Source organism: Provencibacterium massiliense, from assembly GCF_900169495.1.
In the GTDB taxonomy this organism is placed as follows: Bacteria; Bacillota; Clostridia; order Oscillospirales; family Ruminococcaceae; genus Harryflintia; species Harryflintia acetispora.
The window spans coordinates 989,033-1,007,426 of record NZ_FWCH01000012.1 but is presented as its reverse complement, the minus strand read 5'-3'; the positions used below and the strand labels follow the sequence as shown (position 1 = coordinate 1,007,426).

At 55.8% G+C, this 18,394-nt stretch carries 19 protein-coding genes and 1 tRNA gene; 12 read left to right on the top strand and 8 right to left on the bottom strand.

All coding sequences use genetic code 11. From position 1 onward, the window contains the following. Positions 1-77: 77 nt before the first annotated feature. Positions 78-842: an exodeoxyribonuclease III gene (locus B5477_RS09880; RefSeq protein ID WP_079699534.1), complete on the bottom strand. Its 765-nt coding sequence runs from the start codon at positions 840-842 to the stop codon at positions 78-80. Between the two features lie 190 nt (positions 843-1,032). Between B5477_RS09880 and B5477_RS09875 the strand changes: the two genes are divergently transcribed. Both B5477_RS09875 and B5477_RS09870 read left to right on the top strand, forming a co-directional pair. Next, positions 1,033-1,878, top strand: coding sequence for a PfkB family carbohydrate kinase (locus B5477_RS09875; RefSeq protein ID WP_159448995.1), 846 nt, complete (start codon positions 1,033-1,035; stop codon positions 1,876-1,878). A gap of 9 nt (positions 1,879-1,887) precedes the next feature. Next, entirely contained in the window at positions 1,888-2,523 is a 636-nt protein-coding gene (locus B5477_RS09870) for a CatA-like O-acetyltransferase (protein ID WP_079699532.1), read from the top strand. Positions 2,524-2,563: 40 nt separating this feature from the next. Here the strand turns inward: B5477_RS09870 and B5477_RS09865 are convergent, their stop codons facing one another. Both B5477_RS09865 and nhaC read right to left on the bottom strand, forming a co-directional pair. Beyond that, positions 2,564-3,169 (bottom strand): NAD(P)H-dependent oxidoreductase, encoded by a 606-nt coding sequence (locus B5477_RS09865; protein ID WP_079699531.1) that lies wholly within the window; start codon positions 3,167-3,169, stop codon positions 2,564-2,566. 17 nt (positions 3,170-3,186) lie between these two features. Next, the gene (gene nhaC / locus B5477_RS09860) at positions 3,187-4,602 is read right to left on the bottom strand and encodes a Na+/H+ antiporter NhaC (RefSeq protein ID WP_242942179.1); all 1,416 of its coding nucleotides are present in this window, start codon (positions 4,600-4,602) and stop codon (positions 3,187-3,189) included. Between the two features lie 376 nt (positions 4,603-4,978). Here nhaC and B5477_RS09855 point away from each other — a divergent pair, with 376 nt between their 5' ends. After that, a complete protein-coding gene (locus B5477_RS09855) occupies positions 4,979-5,395 on the top strand; it encodes a YjdF family protein (protein ID WP_079699529.1) in 417 nt (138 codons plus the stop codon). 144 nt (positions 5,396-5,539) lie between these two features. Here the strand turns inward: B5477_RS09855 and B5477_RS09850 are convergent, their stop codons facing one another. The 3 genes from B5477_RS09850 to B5477_RS09840 form a co-directional block, all read right to left on the bottom strand. Continuing rightward, entirely contained in the window at positions 5,540-6,934 is a 1,395-nt protein-coding gene (locus tag B5477_RS09850) for an NCS2 family permease (protein ID WP_079699528.1), read from the bottom strand. A 400-nt stretch (positions 6,935-7,334) separates the two neighbouring features. Beyond that, positions 7,335-8,891 carry a hypothetical protein gene (locus B5477_RS09845; RefSeq protein WP_079699527.1) on the bottom strand — a complete coding sequence of 519 codons (1,557 nt, stop codon included), beginning with the start codon at positions 8,889-8,891 and terminating at the stop codon, positions 7,335-7,337. Between the two features lie 193 nt (positions 8,892-9,084). After that, the gene (locus B5477_RS09840; RefSeq protein WP_079699526.1) at positions 9,085-10,500 is read right to left on the bottom strand and encodes a tetratricopeptide repeat protein; all 1,416 of its coding nucleotides are present in this window, start codon (positions 10,498-10,500) and stop codon (positions 9,085-9,087) included. Positions 10,501-10,703: 203 nt separating this feature from the next. On the opposite strand from B5477_RS09840, the gene B5477_RS09835 reads away from it, so the two are divergent. Beyond that, positions 10,704-10,780: transfer RNA gene (locus B5477_RS09835), tRNA-Met, on the top strand. Here B5477_RS09835 and B5477_RS09830 read toward each other — a convergent pair. Then, positions 10,759-12,291 carry a recombinase family protein gene (locus tag B5477_RS09830; protein WP_079699525.1) on the bottom strand — a complete coding sequence of 511 codons (1,533 nt, stop codon included), beginning with the start codon at positions 12,289-12,291 and terminating at the stop codon, positions 10,759-10,761. The genes B5477_RS09835 and B5477_RS09830 overlap by 22 nt on opposite strands. Before the next feature lies 1 nt (position 12,292). After that, a complete protein-coding gene (locus B5477_RS09825; RefSeq protein WP_079699524.1) occupies positions 12,293-13,090 on the bottom strand; it encodes a hypothetical protein in 798 nt (265 codons plus the stop codon). Between the two features lie 128 nt (positions 13,091-13,218). On the opposite strand from B5477_RS09825, the gene B5477_RS09820 reads away from it, so the two are divergent. The 8 genes from B5477_RS09820 to B5477_RS09790 all read left to right on the top strand — a co-directional run bounded on the left by B5477_RS09820 (position 13,219) and on the right by B5477_RS09790 (position 18,393). Next, a complete protein-coding gene (locus B5477_RS09820) occupies positions 13,219-13,425 on the top strand; it encodes a hypothetical protein (RefSeq protein ID WP_079699523.1) in 207 nt (68 codons plus the stop codon). After that, positions 13,415-13,636 carry a hypothetical protein gene (locus tag B5477_RS14905; protein ID WP_143533584.1) on the top strand — a complete coding sequence of 74 codons (222 nt, stop codon included), beginning with the start codon at positions 13,415-13,417 and terminating at the stop codon, positions 13,634-13,636. Before B5477_RS09820 ends, B5477_RS14905 begins: the two co-directional genes overlap by 11 nt. Then, positions 13,596-13,910 (top strand): hypothetical protein, encoded by a 315-nt coding sequence (locus tag B5477_RS09815; RefSeq protein WP_079699522.1) that lies wholly within the window; start codon positions 13,596-13,598, stop codon positions 13,908-13,910. Before B5477_RS14905 ends, B5477_RS09815 begins: the two co-directional genes overlap by 41 nt. 38 nt (positions 13,911-13,948) lie before the next feature. Continuing rightward, positions 13,949-14,695: a DUF6291 domain-containing protein gene (locus B5477_RS15065; RefSeq protein WP_159448994.1), complete on the top strand. Its 747-nt coding sequence runs from the start codon at positions 13,949-13,951 to the stop codon at positions 14,693-14,695. A 104-nt stretch (positions 14,696-14,799) separates the two neighbouring features. After that, complete coding sequence (locus B5477_RS09805; protein ID WP_079699520.1) at positions 14,800-15,576, top strand: sigma-70 family RNA polymerase sigma factor; 777 nt, start codon at positions 14,800-14,802, stop codon at positions 15,574-15,576. Between the two features lie 3 nt (positions 15,577-15,579). Then, complete coding sequence (locus tag B5477_RS09800; protein WP_143533583.1) at positions 15,580-15,927, top strand: sigma-70 RNA polymerase sigma factor region 4 domain-containing protein; 348 nt, start codon at positions 15,580-15,582, stop codon at positions 15,925-15,927. Between the two features lie 325 nt (positions 15,928-16,252). Then, positions 16,253-18,007 (top strand): tape measure protein, encoded by a 1,755-nt coding sequence (locus tag B5477_RS09795; protein ID WP_159448993.1) that lies wholly within the window; start codon positions 16,253-16,255, stop codon positions 18,005-18,007. Further along, entirely contained in the window at positions 18,007-18,393 is a 387-nt protein-coding gene (locus B5477_RS09790) for a hypothetical protein (protein WP_079699517.1), read from the top strand. Before B5477_RS09795 ends, B5477_RS09790 begins: the two co-directional genes overlap by 1 nt. Position 18,394: the final 1 nt, after the last annotated feature.

The window sequence follows — 18,394 nt, the reverse complement described above, 5'->3', positions numbered from 1 at the left end:
GATCAGAACAAAAATTATTATAGCACAAAGGCGCGGGCTTGTCTAGTCCTCGGGCAAATTTTTGGAGCAAAAAAGGGTTAAAATTCCAACCCCTCCAGGCAAAGTTCGATCGGGCAATGATCGCTTCCGAAGACCTCGGGATGGATGATATGGTCCTTGACGCAGCCGCGGATCCGCTCGGAAACCAGGAAGTAGTCGATCCGCCATCCGGCGTTGTTGGCCCTGGCGTTATACATATAGGACCACCAGGTGTAGGCGCCCGTCTTATCGGGATAGAGGGCGCGGAAGGTGTCGCAAAAGCCGCTTTCCAGCAGCTCGGTCATCTTGCCGCGCTCCTCGTTGGAGAAGCCGGCGTTGCCCACATTGGACTTGGCGTTTTTGAGGTCGATCTCGTTGTGGGCCACGTTCATGTCCCCGCAGACGATGACCGGCTTTTTTGCGTCCAGCTCCTTTAGATAGGCGCGGAAGGCGTCCTCCCAGCGCATGCGGTAGTCGATCCTGGTCAGCCCGCGCTGGGCGTTGGGGGTGTAGACGGTGACGAAATAAAAATCCTTGTATTCCAGCGCAATGACCCGCCCCTCGGTGTCGTGCTCAGAAATGCCGAGCCCATAGCCGGCCCACAGCGGCGGGTGCTTTGAAAACACTGCGGTGCCGGAGTAGCCCTTGCGCTCGGCGCTGTTCCAGTACTGCTCGTAGCCGGGGAGCACGAGCTCGATCTGGTCGGGTTGCAGCTTGGTCTCCTGCACCGCGAAGCAATCGGCGCCGGACGCGGTGAAGAAATCTTCAAAGCCCTTGCCCACACAGGCGCGCAGGCCGTTGACGTTCCAGGAAATCAGTTTCATGGAAAAGCTCCTTTATTTTAAGACTTAAACCGGGACGGCCGGTTTATCCCGAGAAATTGCCATCAAGGGTATCTTATCATAGATTCGTCAGCCGGTAAAGGAAATTTCCCCTTGAAAATGATGCCGGCGGGCGTTAGGATGGGAGCAGATGATCTTTCTTTAAATTCCCGGGAAAGGAATGGTTATAGAGATGGAAAAGCTGATTGCGGTTGGGCTCAATGTGGTGGACAAGTACCCCGCGCTCGGGGTGATGTACCCCGGCGGGAACGAGCTCAATGTCGCCGTCTATGCGCGCTGGCTCGGGGCGCAAAGCGCCTTTCTCGGCGTATTCGGCAGCGACGGGGCCGCCAGGTCCAACGAGGAGGTCCTGCGAAAAGAAGGGGTGGAGATCTCCCATTGCCGCCATGAGCAGGGCGAAAACGGCTATGCGATAGTCACGCTGGTAAACGGGGACCGCGTGTTCGGGGAATTTAATGACGGCGGGGTGACCGGACGCTTCCCGATCCGGCTCACCGGGGAGGACATGCGGTATATCCGCGGATTCGACGTCATCTCGGCCTCGATCAATTCCCGGCTGCCCGAGAGGGAGATCGAACGGCTGCACAGCGCCGGGGTGCCCCTCTCCTACGACTTTTCAGACCGGTACACGCCCGGGCATCTCCGGAGGGTCGCGCCGCATGTCGACTTTGGTTTCGTCTCCTGCTCCGGGATGGACTGGTCCCGGACCGAGGCGTTTTTAAGGGAGCTGCACGCGCTGGGGTGTCCGGTGCCGGTGGCCACGCGCGGGAGCGAGGGGGCGCTGCTCTTCGATGGAAATTCGTTTTACCGCCAGCCCGCCGAAAAGGCCGAGGTGGTGGACACCATGGGGGCAGGGGACTCCTTCATCACCGCGTTTCTGTTGGAATACGCCGCCGGGGTCAAGGCGGGGCTTGAGGGCGAGGCGATCTATCGCAAGGCCTTGCAGGCGGGGGCGCGCTTCGCGGCAAAAATCTGCGGGCTGCAGGGAGCGATCGGCCACCCGATGCCGCTTCTCTAGGAGGGAACGATGGCTTTTCAAACGATCGACTACGAGCGCTGGGAGCGCCGGGAAATCTATGAAGCCTTCCACCGCACCGGAATCTACATCACGGTGCAGATGGACATCACAGAGCTGCGCGCGGCGCTGAAAAAGCGCGGGCTACGGCTCTACCCGGCGCTGATTTACTGTGTCTGCCGGGTGGTCAATTCGCACGAGGAATACCGCTACGGGTACGACGAGAACCATAACATCGGGATCTGGGACGTGCTCCATCCCTTTTACACCCTGCCCAGAAGGGACAATGGCGATCTCTTTTCAATGAAGTATACCGAATACGCGCCCGACTTTACGGAGTTTTACCGCCGCTTTCTGGAGGACAGCGAGCGGGGGGAAACCTGTGGACGGCTAATCTGTGACGAGGTACTGCCGAAAAACATCGTCGGGATCAGCGCCATGCCGGGCGCCCGGTTTTCCTCCTTTCAGTTTTTCGGGGACCAAAAGGAGGATCTTACCCCCTTCGTCGTCTTCGGGAAGTTTTATCGGGAGGGGGAGAGAACCTTGATCCCGGTGAGCGGGGAATTTTCCCATGGCGTCAGCGACGGGGTGCAGATCAGCCGCTTCTTCGAGGGCCTGGAGGACTGTGCCGCCCGCTTGCTGGAATAAAAAGAGCGCCCCGGGCCGTCCGGCCCGGGGCGCTCTTTTACTAAAACTGGCAAGCGAGCGCGTCCGCGCGCTCCATCGCCGCGTGCAGCAGCGCTTCGGCATCGAGGCTTATGTCGTCCAGCCCCTCGGCGGCAAGCAAATGAAAGCGCCCGATCCCGTACATGGCGCACAGCGCCTCGAGGTGGCGCGCGCCCATCTCCATCCAGGAGCTCCCCGGAAGCGAAAAGTCGCCGCCCCGGGTGGTGATCAGCAGAAGACCGCCCGCCTGGCAGAGCCCCTTCATCTGCCCCGCATCGTCGTAGCCGAAGGTGATGTCGCACACCGAAATCCGTTCAAGATAAATTTTGAGGATCGCGGGGTAATTGAGATCCCAAAAGGGTGCGGCAACAACGATCTTGTGCGCCTCTGCAAAGCGGTGTGCCTCGTCGAAGAGCGGATCGCTAAACTTCCCGGCCTCCCACAGGCGGTCCCGCTCGGCGAGCACTTCGGGGTATTGCGGCTCGAGGCGCCGGGCGCACAAGTCGCGCTCATAGATTTCCTTGTCCGGATGCAGCGCGGCGTATGTTTTTAGGAAATGCCGCGCAAGGCGCAGGGTGCGGGACTGTTCCCCCCGTACGCAGGCGTTGACAAACAGGATCGGTTCCATATGTTGCGTCCTTTCTGCTAAAGCGTTTCTTGCTGTGTTTGCGGGTTCATATTTTGATAGGGCGTTTTGCGCTTGAAGAGGAAGGCGGCCAGGATGGCGCAAAACGGCATGAGCAGGTTAAAGAAGGCGTAGCGCGCGTAGGCGAAGGCCGACACCCCCAGTACGCTGAGCATGAACATCCCGCAGGTGTTCCAGGGCACGAGCGCCGAGGTCGCCGCCCCGCCCGCCCCCAGGGAGACGGTCAGCTCCCGGCGGGAGACGCCGTGTTTATCATATTCCTGCGCGTACATCCGCCCGGGAATGGCGATCGAGATATACTGCTCGGGCAGCACCAGGTTGACTGCAAAGCAGGTGGCCACCGTGGTGGCGACGAGCCCGCCGAAGCTGTGCACATGCCGCATGAGCGGGGCCATCAGCGCTTCCATCTGCCCGGTCTTTTCCATGATCCCGCCGAACATCATGGCGGTGATGATCATCGAGACCGAAAACATCATCGCCTCGAGCCCGCCCGCGCTGAGCAGCCCGTCCACCATTTCGTTCCCGGTCTGGCTGAGATACCCGCCGTAGGCGGCCTCGAACATCCCCTTTATCGGGACGTGCTGGGTGAGCACGCCCTGCACCCCCGCGGCGAGGATCCCCACCCCGATACTCGGGATGGCCGGCACCTTCAAAAGGATGCACACCACCAGCAGCACGAGCGGCAGGAAGGAGAGCGGGCTGATCACAAAGAGCCCGTTTAGCGAATCCGAGAGGGCGTGGATGTTCTCCAGCACCGCCGGATCGGAACCGGCATAGCGCAGCCCAAGCACGGTGAAAATCCCCGCGGCGAGCAGATAAGCGCTGCCCGCGACCGGGAACATATGCCGCACGTTGTCAAAGACATTCACCCCGGTGACCGCCGAGGCGAGGTTGGTGGTGTCCGAGAGGGGGGAGAGTTTGTCCCCGACGTAGGAGCCGGAGATGACCGCTCCCGCCGCCAGGGGGGCGGGGATGCCCATCGCATGGGCGATTCCCATGAAGGCCAGACCGATGGTCCCGGCCGTGCCCCAGGAGCCGACCGCCATCGAGATGATCGAACAGATCACCATGGTCGCCACCAGGAAAAAGCGGGGGGAGAGGAGCCGCAGCCCGTAATAAATCATTGCCGGGACCACGCCCGCCTCGATCCAGACGCCGATGAGCACCCCGATGAGCATGAGGATGATCAGCGATTCGAGGGCCTGGGTGATCCCGCCGAGCATCCCCTCCTGGATCTCCTCCCAGCGAAAGCCGGCCTTCAGCGCGACCAGCCCCGCGATGGCGCAGCCGAGCAGCATGGGGATATGCGGCGAGGCGTCGAAGACGACGATGGCAAAAAACATGATGACGGCGAGGCAGCCGACGGTGATCAGCGCCTCATGAAATTTAGGCTTCCTGGGCATCCTTTCCTTCAAGTTAACACTTCCCATCTATGTGTGGCCAGCGGAGCGCGAGCCTTCGCCCGGACAGGGCGAGCGCCAGGCGTCACGGACATAAGAATTCACATAATTGTCCGTTGCAGGCAGGTCAGTAGTTATTATATCGCGAAAGAGGCCGCCGCGCAAATCGAAATTCTCTTTGAACTTTTGGCTATGGATTAGTGAAAACGGGCTGAACTGTGAACGAAAAGTGAGAAACAGACGCTTGAAACAGGCGGACAAAAGGGATAGAATGGAACAGCAGAGATAAAAACACGTAAGCCGGTTGGTAGTCCGGCGCCGCAATAGCGGTCAGTAACCTGCCTCCTAGGGTTGTCCGTTCTCTGTAGGAATCATATAGGAGGAACTGAATATGAGGTTGCAGGTACGGCTGACGGTCTATTTCGAGGACCCGTTCTGGGTCGGCGTGTTCGAGCGCCGGCAGGAGGGACGGCTCACCGCGGCGCGGGTGGTCTTCGGCGCTGAGCCGAAGGACTACACGGTGTACGAGCATTTCCTGCGCGGCTGGCGCTCCCTTCGCTTCAGTCCGCCCGTCGCGGCGGGGGAGGAGGGGGCCCGCGCGGGAAATCCCAAGCGTGCCCAGCGTGAGGCCGCGCGCCAGCTGGCACGCTCCGGCAGCGGCACCAAGGCGCAGCAGGCGCTCGCCCTGCTGCACGAGGAGAGCGTCCGGCAGCGCAAAGAAAACGGCAAGCGCCGGCGCGAGGAAGACAGGCAGCGCCAGTACGAGCTTCGCAAGGAACGCAAAAAAGAAAAACACCGGGGGCACTGAGCCCCAAAACCGAAAGGGCCGCGGGAATTTCCCGCGGCCCTTTCGGTGAGAAAGCGGATATGCATGGGTTCGTTAAATGCGCCCCCGCAATAAAAAACAGCCCGGGCCAACGGCCCGGGCTGCCAAAGTTACGTTTTGCCGTCCTTACAGGGACATGAGCAGGTAGCGGATGACGAAGAGCACGCTGAGCACCACGGTGATGACGCGGATGTCCTTGAACTGGCCGGAGATCAGCTTGATCAGCACGTAGGAGATCAGCGCGAAGGCGATGCCGTTGGCGATGGAGTAGGTCAGCGGCATGAGCGCTATGCACAGGAAGGCCGGGATGGCCTCGGACATGTCTTCGGTCTCCAAATCCTTGATGGAGGAGATCATCAGGCCGCCGACGTAGATGAGCGCCGGAGCGGTGGCGACTCCCGGGATGATCCCGACCACCGGGGCGAAGATGCAGGCCACCAGGAAGAGCACCGCGGTGGTGCAGGCGGTCAGCCCCGTGCGTCCGCCCTCGGCGACGCCGGCGGTGGACTCGACGTAGGTGGTGACGGTGGAGGTGCCGAGCAGGGCGCCCGAGGTGGTGGCGATCGCGTCGCAGAGCAGGGCCTGCTTCATGCGGGGCATCTGGCCGTTGTCATCCAGCATGCCGGCCTTGCGGGCGGTGCCCAGCAGGGTGCCGATGGTGTCGAACATGTCAACCAGCGAGAAGGAGATGACGATCATGGTGATGGTGAAGACTCCCTCGATCACGCTGGTGGTGTTGGCGAACAGGCCGCCGAAGTCGAGCGCCAGGAAGGAGGTGGTGGTGAAGTCGTGGAACTGCTGGCCGAAATTCATGGTGAAGTTTTCGGGCAGCTGGGTGATCCCGAAGGGGATGCCCAGGATGGTGCAGACCACGATCCCGATGAGGATCGAGCCCTTGACGTTCAGCTTGGAGAGGGCCGCGATGATCACGATCCCCAGGAAGGCGATGATCGCGCCGATGACGGTGGTGCGCATTTCGGGGTCGCTCATCTTGGAGAAGTCGACCAGATTGACCAGGGTGGAATCGCTGTTGGCGACCAGCCCCGCGCCCTGCAGTCCGACGAAGGCCAGGAACAGGCCGATACCGGCGCTGATGGCGATCCGGATGTTCTTCGGGATGGCGCGGATGATCGCTTCACGCAGGCCGAAGACGGTGATGATGATGAACAGGCAGCCCGAGATGAACACGATGGCCAGCGCCTGGGGATAGGCGATCTGCATCCCGATCATGACGGTGAAGGTGAAGAAGGCGTTGAGCCCCATGCCGGGCGCCTGCGCGAAGGGGACCCGTGCGAGCAGGCCCATCAGCGCGGTGCCGATGAAGGCGGAAAGGCAGGTGGCGAAGAAGACGCCGTTGAAGACCGCCTGCTGGTCCGATCCGGTTGCCGCCGCACCGGTGGAGAGCATATTCGGGTTGACGAAGATGATGTAGGCCATGGTGACGAAGGTGGTGATACCGGCGATGATCTCGGTTCTCACCGTGGTGCCGTGCTCCTTAAGACCAAAGAAACGTTCGAGCATGTTTTTAGACTCCTCCTCTTTCTACTCCGATTTTCTTTTTCCCCTGCAAAATAAAAAAGACCGTTCCCTCCATGACTGGAGAAGCCCGGTTTTGGCAGGATACCGCCGGGCCCCGTCGTGCAGAGGAATTCCGGCTGCCGAAAGCCAGCGGACCCTCTCTGCGAATCCATACGAGTGAGCGCCTGATTTATTTTGCTGTTACGTTATGATTATAGGGGAACAGGCGGCGAAATACAAGGTAAATTTTAATATTTTGTAAACTGGATATGACTTTTTGTCGCTTTTGCCCTGATTTTGCACAAGAAGGAAATGTCTTTTTGCCCAAAAAGCTACCTGCCGCCATGCGGCGGCAAACGAAAAGACTGCCCGGCAGCAGCGCTGCCGGGCAGTCTTGAAATCTTTATTCTTCGGTCTCGTCAGAGGGGGCGTCCTCCTCGCTGGAGGTCTCCTCCGGCTCATCGGTCGCTTCCTCTTCCTCGGTCTGCTCGTCTTCCTGCTCTGTAGCCTCTTCTTCCTCGATCACAGGGGATCCGGTCTCTTCCTCGGGGATGGCGACGATCGAACCGATTTTGTGCGCTTCGTCCTCGTCCTCGGAATCCTCGTCTTCTTCCTCTTCGGTTTCAGACTCGGTCTCTTCCTCAACTTCGTCGATGGTTTCCTCCATCTCCCCGGCCTCTTCAGAGGCGCCGATGGTGATCTCCTCTTGGTCGATGGGGGTGGCGTTCAAAGCGACGATCGAGCGGCTCATGGAGAGCACGGCGGGCTGGGCGGCGGAGCCGTCGATGGCGACCCAGTTTTCATCGCTGAGGATCTCGTCCCTCAGCTCGCTCCAGCTCATGTTGTTGGCATAGTTGAGCTTATAGGCCTCGCGGCTGTTGTTGTAGGGGTGCTTTTTGACGTATTCATACCAGATTTCGCTGTCGGAGTCGTAGATCAGGTTGGTGGTCCACTGGCCGATGGCGTCCGTGGAGGTGTTGGCATAGATCACAACGTCGAACTGGCTGCCCTTGCGGTTGATCAGGTAGGGCTGCACGTACATGGTCCTGCCCTGCTGATACTGGGTGGCGGCGACGATCTCGCTCTCGAGCTTCTCCCAACTGTCGCCGTTTTCGCGGTGCAGCTTTCTGCGGAAGCTGTCGTTGGAGAAATTGTTGTCTTTGATGCCCAGCAGCTCCTGCTTTTCCTTGGCGGAATCCAGCGCATAGAACTCGCCGAGCAGGTCGTTTGTGTTGCCGAGCCATTTGATGGCCACGGTGCTGGTCAGATCGGCACCCGGGTCCTTGTCTCCGGTATCGGGGTCTTTGTCGTTGTCGCCGGTGCTGGGGTCGTTGTCATCCGTGCCGGGATCGTTCTCCGAACCGGTGTCGCCGATGGTGGGATCCTTCTCGTCGTTTTTGTCGTCTTCTTTATTGTCGTTGTCGCCCGGTTTGTTGTCGTCGTTGCCGTCCGGCTTGGCCACGGGGGGCACGGGCTTGCTGTCTTCATTATTGCCGTCATTGGCGTTGTCATCATTGCCGCTGAGATCACCGGTGCCGGTGGTGTTGGAGCTGTTGCCGGAGGACTTGCGGGAGGGGGTGGTCTCGCCCCAGTAGGAGCTCGGCTTGGAAGTACGGCTGGAAGCCTTCGGCGCGCTGGCCGTGGCAGAATCGTCATCGTCGGTATCATCCTGGGTGGTGATGGACGCGGCAGCCGGGACGGCGGTCTCGGGGATCGTAACGACCGGAGCGGAAGAAGCGGCGTTCTGGCCGAATACTTCCTCGGGGCTGGCCAGCGGGATGCGCTCCTCGGACAGCTCCTCGGTGGGGAGGGAAACGTGTTTGGAAGCGGGAGCGGCCGCGGTACGGATCACCTTGCGCGCGCCCTGAAGGTTCTCGGCTCTCACGCCGGTGAGGAGGATCGCCATGCAAAGCAGCAGGGAAGCGGTAGCCTCGGCGATTCTGCGATTGTTTTTCTTCATTGTGAATCCCACCCTATATCCATAAAATACTGTAACTCTTTACCTGATGATACCAGTATGCCATGGATGGGTCATACGGCAGTCACAAAACAGAAAATATCTAACCAAAATTGTGACCAAATTTATGACTGCTGCAAAAAGCCGGTATTCATGCCGTTTCCCAGCACTTCCTTGCGAGCGCTTCCGGCGCGGCTTAGTCCTCTTCCCAGGGGGAGCGCCCTTGCATGGTCTGGTCAAGCTGATCCAGCGCCATGGGGATCGCGGGATTATTGGGATTGAGCTGAGCGGCTTGCTCGAAATACGTCCGCGCTTCGGCACCATCCCCCATCAAAATGCAGCAGATGGCGCAGTTATACAGGCAGCTCCAGTCCGATTCCGGCTTTTTGCCCCGCAACCCGAGAAAGGCCTCCTTCGCTTCGGGCAAGGAGAGAAGCGTGCCGGCCCTGGCTTTCATCAGCCGGCGCTTCTCATCTTTTTGCGCCGGCAGGTTCAGGTCGACCGCCTGGTAGAACGTCAGCGCGTACAGTGCGCTAAAAAACTGGCGGTCACGTTCGTCCGTCTTTGTCTCCAGCACCTTATAAAGCTCCTTTTCAAAAGCACGGGCCATCACCCCGAATGCCTTTTCGTAGTCCCCGTCCAGCAGGAAGTCGCAGCAGGCCAGGCTCAGGCCCAGTCCCCAATCCTGCCCCGTGAGCTTTCCAATCAGCGAGGCGAGCGCCTCCCGGGTCTCGGGCAGGGAAAGCAGCCCGAAGGCGTCGGTGTCGGGAGGGCGTTTCCCGCCGGCGAGGACAGGGGATTGGTAATATTTGAGCGAAATGACCGCGCGAAAGTAGAGGCGCTCCTGATCGTCCAGCAGGCCGTCGGCCAACGCGCAGGCCGCGCGAAAGTCCTGCTGCCCAAGCAGCTGCATGATTTTCTCCCGGCGCTCTTGATCGTTGACCACGCCGCCCGATTGCCGCCATTCCAGATAAGGGGCGAACCATTCGGCATCCATCTCATCCTCGATATCGGGAGACTCTTCACAGAACGAAAAGGCTTCGGGCGTCGCCAGCAGATCGCGCAGCGCGAGCACCTGTTTTAAGGTTTCATCGTCCTCTTCGTCCAGCATGATCAGGGAGAAGACGGGGAAGAGGGTATACCACAGCCCCTGCGCCTGCATACGGATTTCCTGATCCAGAAAGCGCAGCAGGGGAACCGTCAGATGGGCCAGCTCCAGCAGCGGCAGTTCATGTACCGGGCGCGCCCCCTCGCCCGTAATGGTGCCGTTTTGGCAGAGCTTTTCCCAAAGCGGGCTTCCGGCCGTCACGCAGGCGCGGCCCGCTTTCTGATAATAATAAGTAGACGACTTGCCGAAAAACCCTCCTTCGCCGCGCAAAGCCATGGCTTCACCGCGTTCCGGTTCCGGCAGGTTTTCCGGCGGCAGCATAAAGAGGTAGTTTAGCTTTTCCAGTTCCTGCTGCGTACGCAGCAGGGTATAGCCGCAGTCGAATTGATCCTGCAAAAGGTACAGACTGTGAACGATATCCCGCGCCTCCTTCGGAACGGGATCGGCGGCGGCCACCGCCAGAACGCTGTACTCCACCAGGCTTTCGATTTCGTGCATGGACATAATAGAAGTCCCCCATTCTTCCTTTTTACGTCATCTGTTACAAATTTTGGCAGATGATATGAGCTTATTATACCGTATCAAAAAGGCTCGCGCAACATTCGATTTGACGGAAGTTATACGCCCCGTAAATTTTTTTTAATATCCCCTTGCAATATAAAATCAGATATGCTATAATAACTAAGCACTCAAAAAGAGGCAGATATCGCGGAGTGGAGCAGTTCGGTAGCTCGTCGGGCTCATAACCCGAAGGTCGTAGGTTCAAATCCTGCCTCCGCAACCACTTGTGTTCAAACCGTCGGATTCATTTCCGGCGGTTTGTTCTTTTTCTGCAAGATCATTTACCGCATGAATTGTTATTTCGTCGTCGCCGACGTCGATCCTTACAATGTATTCCTTCAATACGTCCCGAATTGCGGCGGTGTCACGGCCTTCCCATAGAACCTTTGCGTCTTCATGAAGCTGTTTAATAAGCTGATCCCGCGTAACTGAAACAGATGGCTTAAAAAGGCTGATTTTTGTTTCCAGGACTTTCTTTTCCTTTTCCAGGTCTGCCAGTCTTTCGGTTACAGATTCATTCATAATTCCAGATTCAATAGCTTTTAGAATATTGTCGATTTTCGTCTGGACTGACGCCAGTTCTTTTTTCGCCAAGTCTTCCTGATCGCCCTTAGCGCTTTTAGCACTGGAAAGAATGAGGTCGGCAACCTTCCCGATCATTTCGTCGTTTAAAATCTCATTTTTTAAAATATTCATAACCAGCGGCTCTATATCGTTTGCGGCTATGTTTTTAGCTGTGCAGGTATGGAGCCGTTTTTTATTTGCACAAGAGTAGAATTTATATTCTACTCCTTTTTTGTTTGTTGTCGTTGTCCCCACGAAGGCGCCGCCGCATTGAGCACAACGGAGCAGACCGGAAAGGATATACTCCCTTCGGCAACGGCTTTTATTTACGGTATTGTGTTTATTCGCGTCCATTCTTTTTTGCACCCTTTCCCATAAGTCGTTTTCTATAATAACCGGAACTGCATTCTCTATAATAACCATATTTGGATTTTCACCGCCGCCGGCCCACTTCCCCAGATATTTTACTTTTCGTTTATTCCAGGTATAAAGGCCGGTATATCGCTCGTTCCGAAGTATCTGAAAGATTGCATTATTGCCGATCGGCTTCCCGCGCTTGCTTTTAATACCATGATCAGCCAAATAGTCGACAATATCCGAATAGCTTCTTCCGGAAGCGTACAGTTCAAATATTTCATGCACAGCGGCCGCTTCCTTTTCGTTTATGAAGTAGCTTCCGTTTTCGACATCATATCCAAGCGGAGGAAGGCCGCCACAGAACTTTCCTTCTTTTGCGCGAACGGTCTGTCCGGCGATAACCTTCCGCCGAGTGTCATAAAGAAATTGCTGATTGAACATAGCCTTAATGCCTTCGGAAAGGAAGGCCGAGGGATTGACGTCATAATCTTCCAGTTTTTCCGCGCAACTGAAAAGAGGTTTATTCGCGCGCTGTAACAATTCGCGAAGGGTGAACCAGTCAACAACGCTTCTGGAAAGTCTGGATTGATCATCAATGACGACACAGTCAAACTTGTCCGATCCAATGTCAGATAGAAGTCTTTGAAGGCCGTCGCGGTTCGTGTTGCTTCCAGTCTTCGCTTCGTCGGCGTATACGTCTACAAGGGTCATACCCTTCGAAGCGCATAGTTTATTGATGTTGTCAAGCTGGTAAGCAATCGAATTTTCCGTCTGCATATCTGTACTATATCGGCAATATGCAACCGCCCTCATTTCACCCACCCCGTTTCACAGTGAACGTCAATAATCCGTTCCGTTTTCTGTCCGCCTTTTTTTGGTCGGACTGTCTTTTTTTATAGGCGTTTTGCTTTGTGCATGGGTCCCCACAGTAACGCCTTTTTGAATTGCCGACAAACCACCGCCCACAGCATTTGCATTGAATAACGGTGTCTTCGCCGGTTCCATTAATCAGAGAAAGGCCAAGTTGTAACTGTGCCAGTTCGACAACGGACTTAAATACTACCGACATTTTCGGGACACCTTCGATTATGTCAATGTCATAGATAAGCCTTCCAGACATCACATATTTAAACGCCCGGTCGGATCGGTATCCCTCTTGTAGTTCATGGAACTTCGTGGATAGATACAACAGAGAAAAAATGAATCTTTCCAAACTGGACCCGGTTCCCGGTGATTCTTCGTCCAGTGGAAGGCCGTACTGATTGCACCACTTTATAACACGGGCGCGACACTGTCCGTCGTGCAGGATAAGGTTCGCGCGTTCGGCGCCAGCTTCACCCAAAGAAATACGCATAAGGGACATCTTTTCACCGGCATTTCCGCAAGTGGACCATTCTTTTTTTGCAATCAGTGCTTCCAGGTCTTCGCATAAGTTGAGAAGCGATACAAGGGCGGTTTTATCATAAACCTTTAGTTTATCCTCCTTTTTGGCGCCATGCCCTCGAATATACGCGCCTTCGCCTGTATCCACTATTTCATATTGTTCATACTTCACCGACACGAATATAGCGTCCTTGTAGTCCGTGACGATTATATCGCTTTGTTTTGCCATTTTATCACCTTTCTCACAAAAAGATACCTTTAAGTTTACCTTTAAAGGTGAAACGGTATCTGATTTACGATAAGATTATACCATACGAAGCAGGAAAAAGCAATACAAAGTAGCAAGGTGGTGTAAATATGAAAAGGAACAAGAACCCGGACTTCTATAGTGTCACCGATCTTGTGAATATCGGGCTGTTTGGACGCGACAAAGCTTATGCACTTATGCACTCCCCCGATTTCCCTTCTGTAAGGATCGGAAAGAAACTTCTGGTTCGGCGCGAAGCGTTCTGGCTCTGGTTAAATAGCCAGACGGTCGCGGGAGGTGACGGACATGACAAGTAATATTATTTTGAAATGTTCCGGAAGCGTGAATAAGGACGCCGTGGCGGCAATTCTGGCGCGCGCTATTACCGGCGGAAATGCGAAGGCGTACCTGTGCGAAGTGTCTGAAAAGACCACGAGGAAGGCCGGACATGGCGCGGTGAAAACAAAAATAGAAGGGAATGGTCGTAATGAAATATCTGAAAATCCCACCGCGCTTGCGGGACGATAGAAGGATTCTGGAATCCGCCGAACGCCTGGATATTCCACCCATACAAATGTTAGGTCACGTCCTGTCTTTGTGGCTCTGGGCGCTTGAAAATGCACCGGACGGGCATATTGGCTATTTGTCTTCAAGGGTTATAGCCCAGGCTTCCAGGCTTGATGAAACCGTGTTGCGCCTTCTGGACGAAGAAGACGTTCACCCTTCCGATTATCTTCGCGCCCTTATCGCTTCGGGATTGATAGACGACAGACAAGACGGCCTATATTTAGCGCAACTGTAGTTGCCTATTCTAAACAGGCGCAGAAGGGGGGCGGCGACGTGGCTGAAAAGACGGGTTTTATTTTTATGTTTGACGAATGGCCTTTGATTAGCCAGCTATCAGACGCACAGATAGGGAAGCTTATGAAGGCTATCGTGGAATATGAAACGACCGGGAACATTATCGAAATGCCGAAACTTGTCAGTATGGCGTTTTTTTCGATTAAAGGCCGCCTTGACCGCTTCGACGCGCTTCGGGCCAAAAGATCAGAAGCCGGAAAAATGGGCGGGGCACCAAAGGGAAACCAGAATGCAAGAAAGCACGACGGAACAACCTCAAAACAACCTCAAATAAGCGAAAACAAGCAAAACAAGCAAAACAAGCAAAACAAGCTACCAGTACCAGTACCAGAACCAATACCAGAACCTGAACCTGAACCAGTGCCAGTACCAGTACCAGGACCTGAACCCAAAGAAGAAAACGGCGCGCCGGGCTTTGACCGCTTCTGGTCCGTCTATCCCCGCCGCGTCGGTAAACAGGACGCCCTGAAAGCCTGGGGCCAGCTTAACCCGGACGACGCCCTGGTGGACCTGATCGTCGCCGGCGTCGAACGCTGGAAGACCTGTGACCAGTGGACGAAGGACAACGGCACGTTTATCTGCTATCCGGCCACGTTCCTTCGCGGCCGCCGCTGGGAGGAAGATGACCGGCCTGACGTCCCGCCTTCCCCGCCGAAGGGAGCCGCGCCGAAGAAGGACTATGATGACGACGAAGACTTCCTTTCGGCCAAAAGGGCGTCACCGTAAGCCGCACCTGGCATGAAAAAAGAGAGGGCCGCCGCCCTCTCTCCCGTATATGCCGGAACCGTTGTTTACGCCCTTATCATACCAGAAAAGGAGCGTGAACGCAAATGGAACAGTTAAAATCTGCTTCTGTCATATTGACGAACGAAGAACTGGTCGAATTATATCGCGCCGGCGATCTTTCCACCCTGGAAGCCTTATGGCTACAGAATTACGGATTGATCCGACAAACCGTCCGGGGGCTTTGTAAAAATGAACCCGACGCCTTTGAAGACGAAATGCAGGAAGCGTACTTCGCTCTTGTCGACGCAGTTGACAAATATGACAGAAACGGCGGGAAGAAGCTGACTACATACATCTGTAACGCTATTAAATGGCGGAAATACAGAAGGTATCAGACCCAACGCAAGCACCACCCAGAAAACACGGTCAGCCTAAACGCCCCAGTATCCGGATTTGAGGACGAAGACATTACGCTGGAAACCAGTATTCCGGACCCGGTCGCCGAGTTTGAAGAAGCCAGCACAAGCCAAATGTCTGATCCTACGGTTCAAGCGGAACTAAATACGATCATGCAAGAGATCATTGAAAACCTTCCTGGCAAATGTCGTATAGTCATGGACAAACGCTTGAAAGGCTGTAGTCAGACAAGCATAGCGCGACAAACAGGAATGAGCAGTTCGCAAGTTCAACAGCTTGAAACCAAAGGTCACCGGGTATTTCGCAAGAAAGAAAACTATGACAAGTTGAAGCCGTACCTTGACTATTACGGAATCGCCTACAAACATACTGGCTTTAGGTTTTGGAAGGAAACCGGTTATAGTTCGGTCGAATGGGCCGTCGAAATGATGGAGAAACACAACCTTAAACGCGCGGAGGGATGAACAATGAATATCACCCGTGAACGTGTTGACAGCTTATTAAAAGGGTATCGAAAGGAACGGCCGACCTTGACCGTCCTTCTGGAACAGGAACTTTCCAAAGAAATGCCGTCAAGGTCGACGGCTGAAACGCTGGATAAGGAATTGTCTTTGTATTCCGCTTTGGTTGAATCAGTAATGAAACTGAATAGCCATGACCGACCGGTCGTTCTGTTCCACTACTTTTCAGAAGAACATATATCGATCTCTGATACAGCCGCCCACTTCGATATAGACCCTTCTACCGTTTGTCGTATTCTGGCAAGAGCGAAGAAAAGCCTGGCTTTGATTATGAACAGGAATGAAGGAACCTGAAAAAACCTGACCTTCGCGCGTGCGCGCGTAGTGAATCAGCCTTTACGGCTTTTATATAGCCGCTCCCGCCCGGCGCCCAGGCGGAGCCGCAAAGCGTGTGGAAGTCACGATAAAGACAGCGGTAAAGGAACCCCGAAAAATCAAACCGAAAGGACGGTGAAACACTATGGCTGGAATATCCACCAGCTTTTCCATTCAGGATCGAATGACAAGTACCTTCGACCGAATGTCGGGCGCAAACGAACGCCTGAATAGGACCCTTGCCACGACGGACCGAATGACAAACACAATCGATCTGGATAATGTCTTTCAGGGTGTGGCGTCCATGATTGACGACGCGGCGAACAGGGTCGAAAATCTGAACCAAAGACAACGGCAGACAGAGTCTGGCGCCAATGGGATAAAACGGACATGGGATAAAGTCAAGAATGCCGTTCAAGGCGTCATGGCCGCCTTGGCGGCCAATAAAGTTATTGAATTGGCCGATAGCATGACCACCACCCGCGCCCGCCTGGACCTGATGAATGACGGCTTGCAGACCACGGCGGAACTGCAAGATATGATCATGGAGTCCGCTAACCGGTCCCGCGCGTCCTACCAGACCACGGCTGACGCCGTCGCCAAAATGGGCGTAATGGCCGGCGACGCCTTTTCCAGCAACGAAGAACTGATCGCCTTTTCCGAACTGATCAACAAACAGTTTACAATCGCCGGAACATCGGCCGCCGGTATCGACGCGGCTATGTTGCAACTGACACAGGCCATGTCGTCCGGCGTCCTTCGCGGCGAGGAATTGAACAGTATCTTCGAACAGGCCCCGACCATCATTCAGACGATCGCCGACTACCTGGGCGTCCCGATCGGGAAAATCCGGGAAATGGCCGCCGAAGGCCAGATCACTTCGGAGATCGTCAAAAATGCCATGCTTGCGTCGGCTGACGAAATCAACGCGAAGTTTGAGTCTATGCCAATGACCTTCGCCCAGGCGTGGACGATCGCGAAGAACGCGATCCTGGAAGTCCTGACGCCCGTCCTGACCCTGATCGGCCAGGGCGCACAATGGATTTATGATAACTGGTCCATGATCGCCCCGGTCTTCTGGGGCGTGGCGGCGGCGGCCCTGGGCTACGCCGTGGCCCTGGGAATCCAGACGGCCGCGACATGGATCGCCAATGGAGCCGCGAAGGCGTTCTTCACGACCCTTCTGACGAACCCGCTATTCTGGATCGCCCTGGCGATCGGCGTCGTTGTGGCCGCGATTTACAAGTGGGTCCAGTCTGTCGGCGGGATCAAGGTCGCCTGGCTAATGGCTTGCAATTTGATCATGACCGCCTGGGACTGGGTGTGGATTGGCCTAATGACCGGCGTCTACTGGGTGATGAACCTTTTCAACCGGTTACAGCTTACCTTCGCGACGGTCAGCACGAATATTCAGAACTTCATGGGCGATATGAAGGCCGGCGTCCTGATGATCCTGCAAAACATGGTCAACGGGGCAATCGACATCATAAACGGCTTCATCAACGTCCTGAACAAAATCCCCGGCGTCAGTATCGACGCGATCGAGAAGGTCACGTTCGGGACGACCGCACAACTGGAAAACGACGCCGCGAAACAGGCCAGAGCCGCAGACCTGGCCGCCTACCAGGACCAGATCAATTCCCAGATCGCGGAGCGGGACGCCGCCCTGGACGCTATGAAGGCCGAAGCAAACGCCGCTACGGCACAGCGCGAAGCGGAGATCGCCGCCGCGAAGGCCGAAGCGGCCGCCGCCGGGAGCGGAAGCACCGAACCGGACTGGGCCGCCTATTCCACCGGCGCCGGCGACATCGGAAACGTGGACCACGTCGGTTCCGTCGGTTCCGTGGACGAAGACGTCAACATAGCCGAAGAAGACTTGAAGTTCCTTCGGGACGTCGCTGAAATGCGCTACACGCAAAACCTTGTTACCTTGACACCACAGGTCGTCCTGTCCGACGTGAAGATCAGTGAGAAGGTGGACGTCGACGAAGTCGTCAGCCAGATCGAAAGGAATCTGGAAGATGAATTTGCCGCGGCCGCCGAGGGGGTGTATAACTAATGATGTTCGGCCGAAAAACGTCCGAAGACCTGGAACGGCTTCTTCATATGCTTCACTATTACCTTGATCGGCGACTGGAAGGCCAGATCAATGTAACCGGGCGAAAGGCTATTGTCGATCTAATCCAGGCAAGGATCAATAATCGGGGCCAGACGTCAAAATATTCCGCCTGGGAAGTATACCGATCCCTGTTCGAAGCATATCAGGAACCGAGCCTTCCCGTTTACCAGAGGGCGCCCCGGTATATGCACAAGCGGATCGAACGCGATTTCAGGCGCGACTATGGCCGGTTCTTCTTTGACAAAGATATCATTCAGTTCTATGTCACAGTGGCCGGCCAGGACGCCCAAAGAATCATAAACAAATATCAACAAGAAAGGGTGTAAA